The 19,006-nt window shown below is 65.1% G+C and carries 13 protein-coding genes; 6 read left to right on the top strand and 7 right to left on the bottom strand.

What is annotated here, in order from left to right; genetic code table 11:
• Nucleotides 1–8 precede the first annotated feature (8 nt).
• Together QM797_RS20235 and QM797_RS20230 are read left to right on the top strand one after the other, a co-directional pair.
• On the top strand, nucleotides 9–1,499 hold the full coding sequence (locus QM797_RS20235) for an ABC transporter permease subunit (RefSeq protein WP_283277451.1): 1,491 nt from the start codon (nucleotides 9–11) through the stop codon (nucleotides 1,497–1,499).
• On the top strand, nucleotides 1,496–2,242 hold the full coding sequence (locus QM797_RS20230; protein ID WP_283277450.1) for an amino acid ABC transporter ATP-binding protein: 747 nt from the start codon (nucleotides 1,496–1,498) through the stop codon (nucleotides 2,240–2,242). The genes QM797_RS20235 and QM797_RS20230 overlap by 4 nt, the downstream gene beginning before the upstream one ends.
• A gap of 72 nt (nucleotides 2,243–2,314) precedes the next feature.
• On the opposite strand, the gene QM797_RS20225 is transcribed toward QM797_RS20230, so the two are convergent.
• From QM797_RS20225 to QM797_RS20210, 4 genes are all read right to left on the bottom strand, one after another.
• Nucleotides 2,315–4,378, bottom strand: a complete 2,064-nt coding sequence (locus tag QM797_RS20225) for a xanthine dehydrogenase family protein molybdopterin-binding subunit (protein ID WP_283277449.1) — start codon at nucleotides 4,376–4,378, stop codon at nucleotides 2,315–2,317.
• Nucleotides 4,375–5,388 carry an FAD binding domain-containing protein gene (locus QM797_RS20220; RefSeq protein WP_283277448.1) on the bottom strand — a complete coding sequence of 338 codons (1,014 nt, stop codon included), beginning with the start codon at nucleotides 5,386–5,388 and terminating at the stop codon, nucleotides 4,375–4,377. The genes QM797_RS20225 and QM797_RS20220 overlap by 4 nt, the downstream gene beginning before the upstream one ends.
• Entirely contained in the window at nucleotides 5,385–5,885 is a 501-nt protein-coding gene (locus tag QM797_RS20215) for a 2Fe-2S iron-sulfur cluster-binding protein (protein ID WP_283277447.1), read from the bottom strand. The genes QM797_RS20220 and QM797_RS20215 overlap by 4 nt, the downstream gene beginning before the upstream one ends.
• A gap of 134 nt (nucleotides 5,886–6,019) precedes the next feature.
• Entirely contained in the window at nucleotides 6,020–7,816 is a 1,797-nt protein-coding gene (locus tag QM797_RS20210; protein WP_502942368.1) for a DEAD/DEAH box helicase, read from the bottom strand.
• A 277-nt stretch (nucleotides 7,817–8,093) separates the two neighbouring features.
• Here QM797_RS20210 and QM797_RS20205 point away from each other — a divergent pair, with 277 nt between their 5' ends.
• Nucleotides 8,094–9,881, top strand: coding sequence for an AMP-dependent synthetase/ligase (locus QM797_RS20205; RefSeq protein WP_283277445.1), 1,788 nt, complete (start codon nucleotides 8,094–8,096; stop codon nucleotides 9,879–9,881).
• Between the two features lie 62 nt (nucleotides 9,882–9,943).
• On the opposite strand, the gene QM797_RS20200 is transcribed toward QM797_RS20205, so the two are convergent.
• Nucleotides 9,944–10,561, bottom strand: a complete 618-nt coding sequence (locus QM797_RS20200; protein ID WP_283277444.1) for an alpha/beta hydrolase — start codon at nucleotides 10,559–10,561, stop codon at nucleotides 9,944–9,946.
• 81 nt (nucleotides 10,562–10,642) lie between these two features.
• Here QM797_RS20200 and QM797_RS20195 point away from each other — a divergent pair, with 81 nt between their 5' ends.
• On the top strand, nucleotides 10,643–14,092 hold the full coding sequence (locus QM797_RS20195; RefSeq protein WP_283277443.1) for a TM0106 family RecB-like putative nuclease: 3,450 nt from the start codon (nucleotides 10,643–10,645) through the stop codon (nucleotides 14,090–14,092).
• On the opposite strand, the gene QM797_RS20190 is transcribed toward QM797_RS20195, so the two are convergent.
• Together QM797_RS20190 and QM797_RS20185 are read right to left on the bottom strand one after the other, a co-directional pair.
• Complete coding sequence (locus QM797_RS20190) at nucleotides 14,062–15,276, bottom strand: alanine racemase (RefSeq protein WP_283277442.1); 1,215 nt, start codon at nucleotides 15,274–15,276, stop codon at nucleotides 14,062–14,064. The genes QM797_RS20195 and QM797_RS20190 overlap by 31 nt on opposite strands.
• Before the next feature lie 76 nt (nucleotides 15,277–15,352).
• Nucleotides 15,353–15,994 (bottom strand): TetR/AcrR family transcriptional regulator, encoded by a 642-nt coding sequence (locus tag QM797_RS20185; RefSeq protein WP_283277441.1) that lies wholly within the window; start codon nucleotides 15,992–15,994, stop codon nucleotides 15,353–15,355.
• 190 nt (nucleotides 15,995–16,184) lie between these two features.
• Between QM797_RS20185 and QM797_RS20180 the strand changes: the two genes are divergently transcribed.
• Nucleotides 16,185–17,498, top strand: coding sequence for a D-arabinono-1,4-lactone oxidase (locus QM797_RS20180; RefSeq protein WP_283277439.1), 1,314 nt, complete (start codon nucleotides 16,185–16,187; stop codon nucleotides 17,496–17,498).
• Between the two features lie 19 nt (nucleotides 17,499–17,517).
• Nucleotides 17,518–19,005: a molybdopterin-dependent oxidoreductase gene (locus QM797_RS20175; RefSeq protein WP_283277438.1), complete on the top strand. Its 1,488-nt coding sequence runs from the start codon at nucleotides 17,518–17,520 to the stop codon at nucleotides 19,003–19,005.
• The last annotated feature ends 1 nt before the right edge of the window (nucleotide 19,006 follow it).

The raw sequence follows: 19,006 nt of genomic DNA, 5'->3' as shown, positions 1-19,006 counted from the left end.
AGGCGCGGATGGTGCGCAGATCTACCCTTGCTCTGGTCGCGATTCTGATCGCCATACTGGGGTTGTCCGGATGCAGCTCGTCCTCGCAGTCGTTGCTGGACCGTGTCCGCGACGACGGGGTGCTGGTGGTCGGCACCGAAGGCACCTACAGCCCGTTCAGCTATCAGGGCGCGGACGGGCAGCTCACCGGGTACGACATCGACGTCATCAACGCCGTCGGTGCGGAACTGGGAGTGCGTGTCGACTTCGTGCAGACGCCGTTCGATTCGATATTCGCCGGCCTGCAATCGCAGCGATTCGACCTCATCGCCAACCAGGTCTCGATCACCCCGGCCCGGCAATCGGCATACGACGTGTCCACGCCGTACACGGTGTCGGAAGGTCAGATCCTCACTGCTGCAGACGACTCCACTATTTCCACTCTGGCCGACCTGGCCGGCAAGACCACCGCCCAATCCTCGACGAGCAACTGGGCCGAGGTCGCTGCGAACGCAGGTGCCAACGTCGAAGCCGTCGAAGGCTTCGTCCAGGCGGTCACCCTTGTCAAGGACGGCCGCGTCGACGCCACCGTCAACGACTCCCTCGCGATCGCCGAATACCTACAGCAGACCGGCGACACCGGTGTGAAGATTGCCGGCGAGACCGGAGACACAACACTCCAATCCTTCGTGGCCCGCAAGAACAGCGGCCTGATGGACGAGGTCGATACGGCCGTCGACACGCTGCGTGAGAACGGCACCATTGCCGAGATCTCGAAGAAGTACTTCGGTAGCGACGTCGCCGCACCGACGGCGGACACCGTGGTTCCGGTGAGCGACGACGCCGCATCGACGGCACCGTCCAAAACTCAGTTGGTCCTCGACAACCTGTGGCCGATGCTCAAAGCCACTGTCACGATGACCATTCCGCTGACCGCCATCAGTTTTGTCGTTGGACTCGTCATTGCCCTCGCGGTCGCGTTGGCCCGCATCTCGTCGATGAAGCCGCTCGCTGCGGTCGCCCGGTTCTACGTCTCGATCATTCGCGGCACTCCCCTGCTGCTGCAGCTGTTCATCATTTTCTACGGGCTACCGCAGTTCGGCATCGTCATCTCGCCGTTCCCGGCCGCAGTGGTCGCGTTCTCGTTGAACGTCGGCGGTTATGCCGCTGAGGTCATCCGTGCGGCGATACTGAGCGTGCCCAAGGGCCAATGGGAGGCCGCGCAGACCATCGGCATGGGATACCGAACCACGCTGCAGCGCATCGTTCTTCCGCAAGCACTGCGCACCGCGGTACCGCCGCTGTCGAACACGCTGATCTCGTTGGTCAAGGACACCTCGCTCGCGTCGACCATCCTGGTGACCGAGCTCCTGCGCGTCGCGCAACTCGCGGCGGCACCGACCTTCGACTTCTTCACCCTCTACTCCGTTGCAGCGCTCTACTACTGGCTGATCTGCATCGTTCTCTCGTTCTTCCAAGGCAAGCTCGAAGTCCGACTCGACAGGTACGTGGCGAAATGACAGACCTGCTGGAAGTATCCGCTCTGAAGAAGTCGTTCGGGCCACTCGAGGTGCTGAAGGACATCTCGTTCACCGTGCCCTCCGGCACCGTCACCGTCATCATCGGGCCGTCCGGATCCGGCAAGACCACGGTGCTCCGCACATTGAACGCACTCGACCGAGCCGACGCAGGGATCATCCGAATCGGCGAGGTGTCGGTGGATTTCGCCGAACCCGTCGGCGCGGCGCAACTCCGGCATTTCCGGGCTCAGAGCGGCATGGTGTTCCAGAGCCACAATCTGTTTCCGCACAAGACGGTGCTGCAGAACATCATCGAGGGACCGGTGATCGTGCAGAAGCGGGCCAAGGAGGACGCCGTCCGCGACGCTCATGCAATCCTCGACCAGATCGGCCTCGACGCCAAGTCCGATCGCTACCCGTTCCAGCTCTCCGGCGGCCAGCAGCAGCGCGTCGGAATTGCTCGCGCCCTCGCTCTGCACCCCAAACTGATGCTGTTCGACGAGCCCACCTCGGCCCTCGATCCCGAACTCGTGGGCGAAGTACTGGCCGTCATCAAAAGCCTTGCCGCCGAGGGCTGGACGATGGTGATCGTCACCCACGAAATTCGCTTCGCCCAGCAAGTCGCCGATCAGGTGTTGTTCATCGAGAACGGCGTCGTCCTCGAACGGGGCACACCTGAACAGGTACTCGTGAACCCGACCGAGCCCCGCACCCGACAGTTCCTGCAGCGGATATTGGCGTAGAGGGGCTGCGCCCCATGTGAGTGGAACTTCGTAGCAGGGGTCGAATTACCACTCACATGCGGCGAAGCCGCTCTAGAGGTGCGGGAGCACCTTGTCCAGGGTGATCGGCAGGTCGCGGACTCGGACGCCGGTGGCGTTGTAGACCGCGTTCCCGATGGCCGCCGATGAACCGACCGCACCGATTTCGCCGATTCCCTTGCCGCCCATCGGAGCGAGTTCCGTATCGACCTCGTCGATCCACACGGCCTCGAGATCCGTGACGTCCGCACACGCCGGAATGTGGTACTCGGCGAGGTCGTGGTTGGCGAACCCGCCGAACTCGTGATCGATGATGCCATTTTCCATCAGCGCCATCCCGAGCCCGAACGTCATACCGCCGATGAGCTGAGACCGAGCCAGCCGCGGATTCATCACCGCGCCGATGCCGAAGACCCCGAGCATCCGACGCACCCGCACTTCACCGGTGTCGATGTCGACGGCCACCTCGGCGAACTGCGCGCCGAACGCCATGCGCGCCAGCTCCTTCTGCCCTTCGACGTCGTCGGTGGTGTCGGCCTCGGCGGAGTTGCCCGGCTGAAACGGACCCTGATCCTTCAGCGCATGACAGACCTTGGTGACGGCCCAGCCCCACGACGAGGTGCCCGAGGAGCCTCCGGCTCCAGGAGCTTTCGGCAGAGCGCTGTCGCCGAGTTCGAGTGTGACGGCATCTGCATCGACCTCGAGAGCATCGGCAGCAATCTGACGCAGCACGGTCCGCGCACCGGTACCGATGTCCGACGCGGCGACGGATACCGTGATCGAGCCGTCCTGCTCCACTCGCGCCGCCGCGGTACTCGGCGAAATCAGCACCGGGTAACTCGCCGTCGCGACCCCCATGCCCACGAGAACGTTGCCTTCTGTGCGCCTACCCGGCGTCGAGTCGCGGTGATCCCAGCCGAACTTCTCGGCTCCCTCGCGAAGGCACTGGACCACGCTGCGTGAGCTGAACGGGTTGCCACTGGCGGGATCGACGTCCGGCTCGTTCCGGATGCGCAGGTCGATCGGATCGATACCGGTGGCCACGGCCAATTCGTCGATGGCCGTCTCGACGGCGAACATGCCGGGTGCCTCTCCGGGTGCCCGCATCCACCGCGGGGTACCGACGTCCAGCTGTGCGAGTCGGTGGTTGGTTCGACGGTTCGGGGCCGCGTAGATGTGCCGAGTCGATTCCGAGGTCTGCTCACAGAACTCGAAGATCGTACTGGTCTGCTGAAACGAATCATGCGCGATCGCTGCCAACGTGCCGCTCGAATCAGCACCGAGCCGAGCGTGATTGAGCGTCGGGGTGCGGTAACCCACGACATCGAACAGAGCCTGCCTCGGCAGGACCAGCTTGACGGTCTTGCCGGTGGCCCGTGCAGCCATCGCGGCGAGGACCGCATTGGGCCGAGTGCTTCCCTTCGCGCCGAATCCGCCGCCGACGTTCTCCGCGATCACGCGAACGTTCTCGGTTTCGAGGCCGAACACCGTGGCCAGATCACCTTGAACGCCCGACGGTGCCTGCGTCGAGTCCCAGACCGTCAGCACACCCTCGGACCACTGCGCCGTGGTGGCATGCGGCTCCATCGGACTGTTGTGCATCGGAGCGGTCGAGTACCAGTTGTCGACGACGTGCTCGGCCGAGGCCAGCGCCGCGTCCGGATCGCCGATGGTCACGTCGGTGGGGAACCCCGCATTGACGGACTCGGGCGCGTAGAGCGACCTGTGCTCGGCGGTCAACGTGTTGTCGGGTGTGCGAACATCGGTGTACCGCACCTGCACCTGAGCAGCGGCGGCCCGCGCGGCTTGGAGGGTCTCGGCCACTACGACGGCCACGATCTGGCCGCGATACGCGACGGTGTGCGACTGCAGCACATGCAGTTCGACGTCTTCGACCTCGCCCAGCTTCTCGGCGTTGCCGTGCCACAGGACGGCGTGCACCGCGGGGTCGGTAGCGAGTTCGACGTGCTCGACCGTCCCAACGGGAACTGTTGCGGGCACGTACCAGGCGTACAACTGCCCGACGGCCGGCGGCTGTTCCGCGGCGTAGCGCGCCCTGCCGGTGACTTTGGCGATCGATTCGGTGCGCTGAATCGACTGTCCGATCGAGGCCGTCATGATCGGTCTCCCATTTCTTTCGTAGCGCTCGATTCCACGAGTTCGACCAAAGTGCGGGTAACGAGATTGATCACCAACGGAATCTTGAACGCGTTGTCGCGCAACGGCTCTGCAGCATCGAGTTCGAGTGCCATAGCCCGCCGGAACGACGCCTCCTCGGCGGCCGTGCCCAACAATGCGTGCTCGGCGGTATGTGCTCGCCACGGCTTGTGCGCGACGCCGCCCAGAGCGATAGACACTCCGCGCACGATCCCGTCCTCGACGTCGACAACAGCGGCAACCGAGGCGATCGCGAATGCGTAGGACTGTCGATCCCGCACCTTGCGGTAGGTGGAGACGGCGGTGTCGGCCGGCTGCGGAATCTCGATGGCCGTGACGATCTCGTCCCGAGCCACCGTATTGTCGCGCTCGGGCTCGTCCCCCGGGAGCCGGAAGAAGTCGTCGATCGCGAGAACACGTTCGCCGCCGACTCCGCGAACGACGATGCGCGCATCGAGCGCCGACAGCGCAACCGCCATGTCCGACGGGTGCGTCGCCACGCAGGCCTGCGATGCCCCGAGAACGGCCAGGTTTCGGTGTTCACCCGTGCGCGCAGGGCAGCCCGAGCCTGGTTCGCGCTTGTTGCACGGCTTCGAAGAGTCCATGAAGTACACACATCGAGTGCGCTGGAACAGGTTTCCGCCGGTGGTCGCCATATTGCGTAATTGGCCCGACGCACCGGAGAGCACCGCCCGCGAGAGCACCGGGTAGCGCTGACGCACCACCGGATGCACGGCGAGGTCGCTGTTGGTCACGGCCGCACCGATGCGCAGGGAACCGTCGGCGATTATCTCGATGTCGTGCAACGGCAATCGCGTCACATCGATCAGAGTCGACGGGCTCGAAACCCCGAGCTTCATCAGATCGACGAGGTTGGTTCCTCCGCCGAGCACCATCGCGTGCTCGTCCTGGGCGAGGCGGGCCACTGCGTCGTCTACCGCGGTGGCGGCGTCGTACTGGAAGGTCTTCACGATGCGTCCTGCACGGCCGGAACGATGTTGGCGTAGGCACCGCAGCGACAGAGGTTGCCGCTCATACGTTCTCGCACTTCATCGGAATCGAGTTCGACGTCGGTGGCCTCGAGGTCCTCGGTGACCGCGCTCGGCCATCCCTGCTTGGCCTCTTCGATCACCGCGACGGCCGAGCAGATCTGCCCGGACGTGCAGTACCCGCACTGGAACGCGTCACGATCGACGAAGGCCTGCTGCACCGGGTGCAGCGTGTCGCCGTCGGACAGCCCCTCGACCGTGGTGATCTCGCGATCGTGCTGCGCGACAGCGAACGTCAGGCAACTATTGATCCGGCGACCGTCCACCAGAACGGTGCAGGCACCGCACTGCCCGTGATCGCACCCCTTCTTGGCCCCGATGAGGTCGAGGTTCTCTCGTAAGGCGTCGAGCAGGGTGGTTCGGGTGTCGCAGTCCAGCTCGCGATCGATCCCGTTGACACGCAGAGTGACATTGGTCATGCATGGGCGGATACCCGTGGCCTCTGCCACCAAACGCCGCGCGTGGTGCACGGAAATTCGTAGTGGGCTACGAGATCGGAAAGGAGCCTGCGGAACGACCGCAGGCTCCGCCGTGCACGTGCGGCGAAGCCGATCTAGCGCTTGCCCCTGAACTTTCCGCCGCCGCTGCGCCCGGGAGGGCCGGAGTCGGGTTGCAGCTGAATCAGCACGCCGCTGATGCGGGTACGGCGCAACGCCTCGACCGTCTCGTCGGCGAGATCGGCCGGTAGCTCGACCAGCGAGTGATCGGGCCGAATGCTGATGTGCCCGAAGTCGCTTCGGCGAAGTCCGCCTTCGTTGGCGATGGCACCGACGATGGCACCGGGAGCAACGTGATGACGCTTTCCGACGCTGATGCGGTACGTCGCCATCTCCTGGCCCGTCTTACGGTGATGCGAGCTGGCCGCATCCTCGTCGAACGTACGAGGCGGACGCGGCTCACGCGGCTCACGGGGTGCGCGAGCCGGGGCAGGCGGCTCGGGCTTGAGCAGGAATGCCTCCCCGTCGCGCGACTGGATGGCCAGCGCTGCCGCGATGTCGACCAGGGGAACGTCGTGCTCGCGCTCGTAGTCCTCGATGAGACGACGGAACAACGCCAGATTCTCGTTACCGAGACTCTCGGTGATGGAATCACCGAACTTGGTGACCCGCTGTGCGTTGACGTCGTCGACACTGGGCAGCTGCATCTCGGTGATGGGCTGACGCGTCGCGCGCTCGATGGCCTTCAGAAGGTGGCGCTCGCGCGGCGCGACGAACAGCAGCGCCTCGCCGGCTCGACCGGCGCGGCCGGTGCGGCCGATGCGGTGCACGTAGGACTCGGTGTCGTGCGGGATGTCGTAGTTGATGACGTGCGAGATGCGGTCGACATCGAGACCACGGGCCGCAACGTCGGTGGCCACCAGAATGTCGATCTGGCCGTTCTTGAGCTGGCCGATGGTGCGCTCACGCTGAGCCTGCACGATGTCGCCGTTGATCGCGGCGGCAGAGAAGCCCCGTGCACGCAACTTTTCGGCGAGCTCCTCGGTGGCCTGCTTGGTTCGCACGAACATGATCATGGCCTCGAACTCTTCGACCTCGAAGATTCGAGTGAGGGCCTCGAGCTTGCGCTGATGCGCAACCTGCACGTACCGCTGGGTGATGTTCGGTGCCGTCGACGTCTTGGTCTTGACGGTGATCTCCACCGGGTCGTGCAGATACTGCTTCGAGATCTTGCGAATCGCGGCCGGCATCGTGGCCGAGAACAAAGCGACCTGCTTGTATTCGGGAGTGTCGGACAGGATGCGCTCGACGTCCTCTTGGAACCCCATCTTGAGCATCTCGTCGGCCTCGTCGAGCACGAGATATTCGAGCCCGGACAGGTCGAGCGTGCCCTTCTCGAGGTGGTCGATCACACGGCCCGGCGTTCCGACGATGATCTGGGCACCCTTGCGCAGGCCGGAGAGCTGAATGCCGTACGCCTGGCCGCCGTAGATCGGCAGGATGTGCAGACCCGGAATGTGGGTGGCGTACTTGCCGAACGCCTCGGCGACCTGGAGCGCCAGCTCGCGCGTCGGCGCGAGCACCAGAGCCTGCGGCACCCGACGCGAGACGTCGAGACGGGACAGGATCGGCACCGCGAACGCAGCGGTCTTGCCGGTTCCGGTCTGCGCGAGGCCGACGACGTCGTTACCTGCCATCAACGGCGGGATGGTGGCCGCCTGAATAGGCGACGGGCTCTCGTAACCAACGTCGCGCAGGGCCTTCAAGACCCGCTCGTCGATTCCGAGATCGGCAAAGGTGATGTCGTCAGCCGTCGTCGAAGGCGACTCACCTGCGTGGCCCTGGACGGGAGGGGTCGAACTCGTCTCGTCAGACGTCACGGCGGCATCCTGATCAGATTCTGAAGTGCTCATATATCGCCGAGTTTAGTACCTGCTCGACCCCTGCGACCCCTTCTACGCTGATCAGGTGACGAAAACGGTGACACCGGCACCTCGTGCGAGCAGCCTCACAGACCCGACCCGGCGGCAAGGGGCGGCTGAGGACGGATAAGTTGTACTCCGAGTCACACTCAACTCCCCCCTGAGCCGACCAAAAATTCACAAACCGGACACCCTCGGTGGTGCGTTACGGACTGGGGTGTGATGAAATGCACAACTACCACGCTTTCTTTCCGTAAGGGGTCCAGCAGTGCGCGAATATTCTGTGCCGGCGTCGTTCACCATTCCCGACGACGCTTCCATGGCCGACACCGTCTTCCGGTACGAGAAGGAATCGCCGAACCTCGTACCGTTCCAGCGACTCGTGAACGGCACCTGGACCGACGTCACAGCGGGCCAGTTCGCCAAAGAGGTCACGGCCGTAGCCAAGGGCCTGATCGCGTCGGGCATCGAGCTCGGTGACCGCGTCGCGATTCTCAGCGCGACGCGCTACGAATGGGTCGTTCTCGACTACGCCATCTGGACCGCGGGCGGATGCACCGTCGCGATCTACGAGACCTCCTCGGCCGACCAGGCCCAGTGGATCCTCGAGGACTCGGCGACCAAGTTGCTCGTCGTCGAGACCGCGAAACATGCCTCGTCCCTCAAAGAGGTCACCGAAGGGGCCAAGGATCTGCGCGAGGTGCTGCAGATCGACGCCGGTGCCGTCGACGAGCTGACCACCCGCGGTGCCGGAGTCAGCGACGAGGACGTGCATACCCGTCGGCACCAGGTCACCGCGGCCTCGCCTGCCACCCTGATCTACACCTCGGGCACCACCGGTCGCCCCAAGGGCGTTCAGCTGACACACGCCAACTTCTACGCCGAGGTTCAGGCCACCCAGATCGCCCTGCACGACTCCATGCGCGAGGGCAACCGCACATTGATGTTCCTCCCGATGGCGCACGTGTTCGCCCGCGCGGTGTCGTTCGGCTCGTTCGAGTCGAAGGTGACCGTGGGCCACACCTCGGACGTATCGACACTGGTGGATCAGTTCGCCGTCTTCAAGCCGAACTTCATTCTCTCGGTGCCGCGCGTGTTCGAGAAGGTCTACAACTCGGCCAAGCAGAAGGCACACGACGGCGGCAAGGGCAGCATCTTCGACAAGGCCGCCGCGACGGCCATCGAGTGGAGTGAGGCCCAGGAGAAGGGCGGCGCGGGCCTGGTGCTGAATCTCAAGCACACGGTCTTCGACAAGCTCGTCTACTCCAAGTTGCGGGCAGCCCTCGGCGGCAACTGCGATCGTGCGGTCTCGGGCGGCGGCCCCCTCGGCGCTCGCCTCGGCCACTTCTTCCGCGGCGCGGGCGTCCCGGTCTACGAGGGCTACGGACTGACCGAGACCAGCGCGGCCGTCACCGTCAACACCACCAAGGAACAGCGCGTCGGCACCGTCGGCAAGCCCATCGACGGCCACGCGGTCAAGGTCGCCGAGGACGGCGAACTGCTGCTCAAGGGCCCGGTGGTGTTCAGCGGCTACTGGCACAACGAGAAGGCCACCGCCGAAGCGATCGTCGACGGCTGGTTCCACACCGGCGACCTCGGGTCGATCGACCAGGAAGGCTTTGTCTCGATCACCGGCCGCAAGAAGGAAATCATCGTCACCGCAGGCGGCAAGAACGTTGCCCCCGCGGTGCTCGAGGACGCCCTGCGCGCCAACGCGATTATCAGCCAGTGCCTCGTCGTGGGCGATGCCAAGCCGTTCATAGGTGCCCTGATCACCCTCGATCCCGAGGCACTGCCGGGCTGGCTCGAACGCCACAGCCTTTCTGCCGACATCCCGTTCTCGGAGCTGTCGAAGAACGCCGACCTCGTCGCCGAGATCGACAAGGCCGTGGCCGAGGCCAACAAGAAGGTCTCCAACCCCGAGCAGATCAAGAAGTACACGATCCTCGAGAACGACTTCACCGTCGAAACCGGTGAGCTCACCCCGACGATGAAGCTCAAGCGCAACATCATCCACTCCGAACGTGGCAGCGACATCGAGGCCATCTACTCCTAGATCGACCGCGAGTGAAAGGGCCCGACGTGCTGTGCACGCCGGGCCCTTTCTCGGTTCTCGGGTCAGGACATGTGCGCGTCGAGAAACTCCGCGACCGCCAACGTCACCTGCAGGTGAATCTTCTCGTGCAGCAGGTCGTGGCCGCCGTCGTCGAACTCGTGCAGGGACGCGTCGGGCACACCGGCGATCCACTCGCGAACCGCATCGACCGGAGCCAAGCGGTCGTCGACACCGTGCACGGCGAGGATCGGAATCACATTGTCCGCGAGGTCGTCGGAAGCGCCGGTCACCGACTTCGGAGTGCCGCACAGCACAGCGCATCGAACCGCCTCCGGATGCGCGCCGAGCGCTGCGATGGCCGTCGCGGCACCCAACGAGTGCCCCATCAGCGCAAACGACAATTCGGGATGTTCGGCCTCGGCGATGTCGAGCAGCTGCAGCGCATTCTGAGCCAGGCCAGCTATCTGAGCCGCGTCGGTCAACTCCCCTTCGGTGAGACCGTGGCCGACATGGTCGACCGCCCACACGTCCACTCCGCGACCGTTCAGCACCCGGGCGAACCGGTGATAGTGGCCGCTGTTCTGACCGAGACCATGGAGGAACACAAGACCGAAACGAGCATCGGGAACGGTCCAATTTCGGTAATGGACAGCACCGGTGGCTCCGTCGAAAAATGGCATTCGATCATTTTGCCTCCTCTCGTCGGCATCCGCGCGCAACGTGACCGGAGCCGCTGTCGTCGATGGCTAGGGTGGGCACTTGTGTTCCTCCTCGGCGATCGGGTCGTCTACAGCGCCAGCGACCTCGCAGCGGCGGCGTCCTGCGAATTTGCACTGCTTCGCCGACTCGACGGGTTGACCGGACTGATCCCGCGCGCTGCCACCGAACCGGACCCCATGCTCGACCGCACGTCCGCACTCGGATTCGAGCACGAACGGCGCCAACTCGAGGCGTTCGAGCTGCGCTATCCCGGCGGCGTCCTGACGATGGACAGACCGGGGCGCACCGCCCAGGAACTGGCCGACGCCGCGTGGGCAACCTTCACCGCGCTGACCGCGCGCACCCCTGTGGTGTACGAGGCGACATTTTTCGACGGCCGGTTCCTCGGCTTCTGCGACTTTCTGGTGGCAGAGGGTTCTGGCTACGGCGTGTACGACACCAAGCTGTCGCGACACGCAAAGGTGCCGGCGCTGCTGCAGTTGGCGGCGTACGCAGATGCGCTGCGGGCCGGCGGAGTCACCCCGAGCGACGACGTACACCTCGTGCTCGGTGACGGCAGCGACTCCGTTCACGCTCTCGCCGAGATACTTCCGGTCTACCGGCAGTCCCGGGATCATCTGCAACACATCCTCGACGAGCACCACGCCGAAGGCACCGTCGTCGATTGGTTCGATACGCGTTACTCCGGGTGCGGGCAGTGCGAGGCCTGCTCGGTCGAAGTGGAACAGCACCGAGACCTGGTTCTCGTCGCCGGCATGCGCGCGAGTACCCGGGAGAAGCTGCTCGACGCAGGAATCACCACGGTGGACGAGCTGGCCTCGTCGACGGGGATCCTCGACGGGATGTCCACTCGTACGACAGCGAACTTGCGCGCCCAGGCGGCACTACAGGTTCGCCAGGAGCACAGCGGAGAACCGCAATTCGAGATCTTCGACGCCGACGCTCTCAGGGTGATCCCCGAACCCGATCCGGGCGACATCTTCTTCGACTTCGAGGGCGACCCACTGTGGGCCGAAGCCGGTAGTAGCGAGTGGGGGCTCGAGTACCTGTTCGGCGTCTACACCGCCGACGGTGAATTCCTTCCGTTCTGGGCGCACGATCGCGCACAGGAACGCCGTGCCCTGATCGACTTCCTCGACTACGTCTCCGCACGCCGCGCCGCACACCCGAACATGCACGTCTACCACTACGCGCCGTACGAGAAGACCGCGCTGCTGCGATTGGCCGGGCGCTACGGAGTGGGCGAGGACGCCGTCGACAACATGCTGCGGGACAACGTATTGGTAGACCTGTATCCCGTCGTGCGGTCTGCGGTACGCATCGGAGCTCGGTCCTACAGCATCAAGAAACTCGAACCGCTGTACATGCCCGCCGCCCGCGACGGGGACGTCACCGACGCCGCCGCATCGATCGTCGAATACGCGAACTGGTGCGATCTGCGGGATCAGGGCAAGGATGTCGAGGCCGCCGCTCTCCTGGCGGATATTGCCGAGTACAACCGTACCGACTGCGAATCGACTCTGCGACTGCGTGATTGGTTGCTCGAACGCGCATCGGACGCCGGTGTTCCGCCGCGGGTGAACCAGGAGCTCGACCTCGACAAGAGCGCCTCCGACACCGCGAGCCCGCTGGAGCTCGAACTTGCCGAGTACGCGGGACTGCCCTGGGACCGCACCCCGACGCAGCAGGCCGTGGCCCTGTTCGCCGGTGCCATCGGCTACCACCGCCGCGAGCGAAAGCCGTTCTGGTGGGCCCACTTCGATCGACTGACTCATCCGATGGACGAGTGGCCCGACGCGGCGGACGTATTGAAAGTCGAACGCGCGGAACTGGTGCACGACTGGATGAAAACGGCACCCACACAGCGGGTCTTACGGCGACAGATCAAACTGCTGGGACATCTGAGCAACGGCGTGCTGTCGAGCTCGAAGGTCAAACTCCTCTACGCAGAACCGGCTCCGGAAGGGCTGCCGAAACAGCAACCGCCCCATCGCGCGACCACGTCGGTCGAGATCGTCCAGGCCGGCTACGAGGGCACCCTCGACATGGTCGTCGTGCAGGAGAACCTGCGCAAGGGCGTAACCGAATACACCGACTTTCCCATCGCGACGGCGCCCGAGCCGCCGCCGGCGACAAAATACCTCGAAGAGGCGATCGTCGCCGTTGCCGCCGAGGTCAGCGCCGCCCTGCCCCACCTTCCGCGTACGGCCATCGCCGATCTGTTGACGCTGTCCGCGCCCCGAACCCGTTCCGGCAAAGGCCTTCCCGCGGTCCAGGGCCACGACTACGCAGCTGCGGTCACCGCAGCGCTGCTCGATCTGGCGAACTCCTACGTGGCCGTTCAAGGCCCACCAGGGACCGGGAAGACCTACACCGCCGCGCGGGTGATCGCCGAACTGGTCGATGTCCATCACTGGCGCATCGGCGTGGTGGGCCAGTCTCATCACGTGGTGAACAATTTGCTGGACACCATCGTGGCGGCCGGGGTGGACCCGGCCAAGGTGGGCAAGAAGGCCCCGACCGCCCACACCGTCGTCGAACCCACCGACTACGCCCGTTTCGTCACCGACGCCGAGGAGGGCTGCGTCATCGGCGGTACCGCCTGGGACTTCTCCAACCCCGGCCGGATACCGCGCGGGGCCCTGGATTTGCTGGTCGTCGACGAGGCCGGGCAGTTCTCGCTGGCCAACACCATCGCCGTCTCGGTGTCTGCACGCAACCTGCTGCTGCTCGGCGACCCGGCACAGCTGCCGCAGGTCAGCCAGGGGACCCACCCCGAACTCGTCGACGAATCCGCCCTGGGCTGGATCACCGACGGTCACCCCACGCTGCCCGCCGATCGCGGGTACTTCCTGGCGACGACGTGGCGGATGCATCCGGATCTGTGCGCGCCCGTCTCGGCGCTGTCGTACGAGGGCAAACTCCAGTCCAACAAGGCTGTCACACAGGCTCGTTCACTGTCCGGGCTGGAGCCCGGCCTGCACGTCGTCTATCTGGACCATCACGGTAACTCCACGGACTCGATGGAAGAGGCCGAGGAGATCGTCGCACGAGTGCAGGGTCTACTGGGTCGATCGTGGAGCAACCCCGAGTCGTTCGACGGCGCTCGGCCGATGGAACAGTCCGACTTCCTCGTCGTCGCGGCCTACAACGCTCAGGTCGCCGTCATCCTCGAGCGTTTCGGGGCCGCCGGACTGGGTGACGTCTCGGTCGGAACCGTCGACAAGTTCCAGGGCCGACAGGCACCGGTGGTGTTGATCTCGATGGCGGCATCGGCGATCGAGGACGTTCCGCGTGGCATGTCATTTCTGCTCTCGCGCAACCGACTCAACGTCGCCGTCTCTCGCGGTCAGTGGGCCGCGATACTGATCCGATCGCGAGCACTGACCCAGTACTTACCGTCGACCCCGGCCGGACTGCGCACCCTGGGCACCTTCATGAGCCTGTGCGAGAACGGAATTCAGCCGAACGCCATGCCCTCGCCGCGGTAGGTGGGGACCGGCTCGACGGATCCATCGGCGTGCACCAGGTGCAGGGTATCGAATCGCTCGCACAGCTCGCCCGCCTTGGCGTGCCGGAACCAGACGCGATCACCGATATGCACCTCGTCGGCACCGCTCACCGGAGTCTGCACCTCACCGGCACCCTCGTTGCGCAGCAGCTTCAGCCCGGACGTCACTACTCCGGCGGCCTTTCTCGACCACGCCACCGGCCTCGGGGATCGCGACCCCGATGCCGGACCCGACGCAATGTAGCCACCGCCGAACAACGTGGCGATCTGCGGGGTCGGCTTGCGCACCGCGGACAGAGCAAAGAACAACGACGGCTCGGCCGAGAAGGCGCGATACCGGTCGAACAGCGTCGGCGCGAACAGACCCGATCCGGCGGTGACCTCGGTGACGACCGGATCGGCCGCCGAGAAGTCGATCGACCCGGTGCCACCGCTGTTGACGATCTCGATGTGACCCACCGCTGCCGACACCGCTTCGACCACTGCCCTTCTGCGCGTAGAGATCTCACGAGCAGAGAGCGACTTCATCCATTCCACCGCAACATTCGAGTCAGGCACTCCCGCGATCTGCGCCTCGTAGAACATCAGACCGACGACCCGGAACCCCCGCGAGTGCGCCACCCGCGCGAAGGCGGCAACCTGCTCGGGATCACGCAGCGGAGAACGCCTGACCCCGATGTGCATCGGCCCGATCCTCAGCGACGCATCGACATCGATACAGATACGGGGCTTGAGAAGGTTGCTGCGGGTGGCGTCGCGCACGATGTCCAATTGCGCGACGTCGTCGACCATCAGTGTGATGCGACCCGACAGAACCCGATCGTTGACGACCTCGGCGAGAGCCGTGCGGTCGACACTCGGATAGCCCATCAGGATGTCCTCGACCCCCTGGCGCGCGAGCCACACCGCCTCACGCAGCGAGTACGCCATGACCCCGCGCACGCCTTCTGCTGCGAGCACCCGATCGAGGACGGCTCGGCAGCGCACCGACTTGCTGGCGATCCGAATCGGCACACCCTTCGCTCGCGCCCGCAACGCTGCCGCATTGGCATCGAGAGCGACCGAATCGACTGCAGCCAAGGGAGATTCGAGACTCTCGGTAGCGGTGGCTATACGAGAGAGTGGTGTCGTATCGGTGGTGTCGACACCGGCGATCGAACTCATACTTGACCATTCCTTCGTCGTCGTTGCCGGGCCTACACAGTCAAACACTCCGCAGCCGAGAAGTCCCGGCGAGCACTCAACGATCCAGAGCTTTGCCCGCGATCAGCCCGGACAGGTCGTCGATCTGCGCAAGCACCTCGAGGTCGTCGCCGTCGACCAGCCACCGCAGCACCAGCCCGTCAAGAGTCGCCATCCCGAAGCGCGCGATCGACTCCACCGGCTCGAGCCATCTCGTGCCGGTGTGATCGGAGCACTTCTCGAAGAACAACCGGGCCTCGGAGTCCCTGATCCGATATTGACCATTGGCAATCTCGGCGGCGGTGGCGGACCCGAGCGCGCGATGCCGCAGCAGGTAGGTCTTGATCTCGTACGCGAGCAATTGTCGATCCGACGACTTCTCGATCAACAACCACACCGCGCTCAGTCCGCCGTGCACCAGCTCGCGCAGACCCCGAACTCCTGGCAATTCTCGGGTACCGACAGCGCTGTCCAGTGCCGCGTGGAGAATCTCGGTGACGTCGACGATGAGGTGCTCCCCCATCGCGATCACCAGATCCTGCTTGGTCTCGAAGTGGTACTGCACGATGCCCTTGGTGACGTCGGCGTACTCCGAGAGCGCGCGCACCGTCAGGGACTCGATACCCACCCGCTCGGCGACGTCGATCGCCGACTGCACCAGTTGTGCGCGTCGCACATCCGCGGGCAGCCTCGATTGCATGACCCGATACTAGGGCGCTGCCGAAGTCTGTGCCTCGTATTGACCCACGGGAGTGGAGCCTGCGGAACGACCCTGCGGTTTCGGGAGTGGAGCCTGCGGAACGACCCTGCGGTTTCAGGAGTGGAGCCTGCGGAACGACCCTGCGGTTTCAGGGACGACCCCGCGGTTTCGGGAGTGAGATAGTGATTCGATGATCGAGCGGTCGTGGCAGAACTGGGCGGAAAATCAGCATGCATATCCGGCGCATCGTGCCGAGCCCGCATCGGTGGACGAAGTGCGCAGCGTTCTGCAGCGCGCCGTCGAGGGGTCTCGGCCGGTGCGATGCGTGGGTGCCGGACATTCCTTCACCCCGATCGCCGTCACCGACGGCGTTCAGATCAGCCTGGATTCGTTGCGCGGGATCGAATCGGTCGTCCGCGAAGACGACGGTTCCGCCCAGGTGACGGTCCTCGCCGGCACCCGGCTGCGTGAGCTGACCGCGCAGCTGTGGGACCTCGGCCTGGCCATGACCAACCTCGGCGACATCGACGAACAATCCGTCGCCGGAGCCATCTCCACGGGCACCCACGGAACCGGGGCCCGCTTCGGCGGCATTGCCACCCAGGTGCATGCGCTGGAGCTGATGACCGCGGACGGCCGGCTGGTTCGGTGCTCACGCGACGAGAACGCGGAGCTGTTCGACGCGGCCCGCATCGGTCTCGGTGCGCTCGGCGTCATCACCCGAGTCACACTCGACTGCGTTCCGGCTTTCGCCCTGCGGGCCGTCGAGGAACCGTCGACGCTGACGGCAACGCTCGCCGAGCTCGATGCCACCGTCGCTGCCGTCGACCACTTCGAGTTCTACTGGTTTCCACACACCGACCGTGTGCTGACCAAACGCAACACCCGCCTGCCCGGAAACGCCGTGCTGCGGCCGCTGGGCAAGGTGCGCTCGTACCTCGACGACGAGTTACTGTCCAACACGGTCTTCGAAGGGCTCAACCGCGTGGTGACGCGGGTGCCGGCCCTGATTCCTCGCTTGAACGCGGTCTCGGCGCGGGCACTGTCGGCCCGCGAGTACACCGATCGCTCGTACCGAGTGTTCGCATCCTCGCGGACGGTCAAATTCGTCGAGATGGAATATGCGGTGCCGGCATCCGAGATCGGCTGGGTGCTGCGCGAGGTGGATCGCTGGCTCGAGCAGTCTTCGATGTCCATCGCGTTCCCTGTCGAAGTGCGATTCGCCGCCGCCGACGACATCTGGCTCTCCACGGCCTATGGACGCCCGACGACCTACATCGCTGTGCACCAATACCACCGCCGCGATCACCGCGAATACTTCGACGCCGTCGAGGCCATCTGCCGCAGCGTCGGCGGCAGGCCGCACTGGGGCAAACTGCACTCCCTCGGCGACGCCGAACTGCGTGATACCTACGAACACTTCGAGAATTTTTTGCGCGTCCGCGATTCGATGGACCCGACGAAGGTATTCGGCAGCGACTACCTCGAGCGGCTGCTGCACTGATGCGCTTACATTGGAGCGAGTGAGCACAGTAAAACGCGCGCTGTCCGGCATCATCGCCGCAGGAGTCGTCCTCGGTGTCGGTGAATTGATTGCCGTCCCCATCGGACCGAACTCGTCACCATTGACCGCCGTCGGGTCCTCGGCCGTCGACAACAGTCCGGCCCCGGTCCGTGAATGGGCCATCGACACGTTCGGCACTTCCGACAAGCTCGCCCTGTTCATCGGTATGGCCGTGGTGATCGCCGCTATTGCTGCCGCGGCAGGCGTCGTCCGCAAGCCGATCGGCGCTGTGGTATTCGCAGCACTGGGCGTGCTCGGCGTACTCGCAGCCATGACTCGACCCGACACAACGGCCTTCTACGCAGTCCCGACCATCGGCGGCGTCATCGTCGGCATCGTCGTGCTGCACGCCCTCATCGGAGCCGCCACCCCGGCGACCGAAGGGATGAACCGTCGCAGCTTCCTGACCCTCGCCGCCGGTGCCGCAGTACTCGGTGTGGTCGCCGGAACGGCTGGACGGATGCTCACCTCGGCGCGCGCCGTCACCGCCGATCGACTCGGCTTCATGCTTCCCACCCCGACACCGCAACCGCCGATACCGTCCGGGGCAGACCTGCAGATCGACGGCCTCGCCTCGTACATCACCCCGAACGACGACTTCTACCGCATCGACACCGCGTTGGTCGTGCCGCGGGTGGCGTCGGATACGTGGTCGTTGCGGATCCACGGCATGGTCGACCGCGAGATCGAGCTGACGTTCGCCGATCTGGCGCAGCGCCAGGCCGTCGAGAAGACGGTCACCCTGACCTGCGTGTCGAACATCGTCGGCGGCGACCTCGTCGGCAATGCAACGTGGATCGGCTACCCGCTGAAGGACATTCTCGAAGAAGCAGGCATTTCGCCGGATGCCGACATGGCTCTGTCGTCGAGCAGCGATGCCTTCACCGCGGGCACTCCCCTGGAGGTTCTGCTCGACGGTCGCGACGCCTTATTGGCTGTGGGGATGAACGGTGCGCCGCTGCCCGTCGAGCACGGCTATCCGGCGCGTCTCGTCGTCCCCGGGCTCTACGGGTATGTTTCGGCGACCAAGTGGGTCACCGACATCGAGATCACCCGATTCGACAAGGTGACGGCATATTGGACCGATCGAGGTTGGGGCGCTCTCGGACCGATCAAGACGGCCTCGCGCATCGACACCCCTCGATCGGGCAGCTCCGTACCGGCAGGAAAGTCGGTGATCGCGGGCGTCGCCTGGGATCAACACACCGGTATCGACGGCGTCGAAGTACAAGTGGACGAGGGCAATTGGGTGCCGGCCACACTCTCGGAGGAGTACTCCAAGGACACCTGGCGGCAATGGACGGTCGAGCTCGACCTGCCTGCAGGCCAGCATTCGATTCGAGCCCGGGCCACCAACTCCGCCGGAGAGCTGCAGACCAACAAGACCGCCGACACCGTTCCCGACGGGGCCACCGGCTACCCGAAAATCTCGGTGACGGCGAGCTGAT

The sequence above is a fragment of the Rhodococcus sp. IEGM 1381 genome, from assembly GCF_030056795.1.
Taxonomy (GTDB): domain Bacteria; phylum Actinomycetota; class Actinomycetes; order Mycobacteriales; family Mycobacteriaceae; genus Rhodococcoides.
Note: the sequence above shows the minus strand (reverse complement) of the source record. Positions and strands in the feature narration are given on the sequence as shown.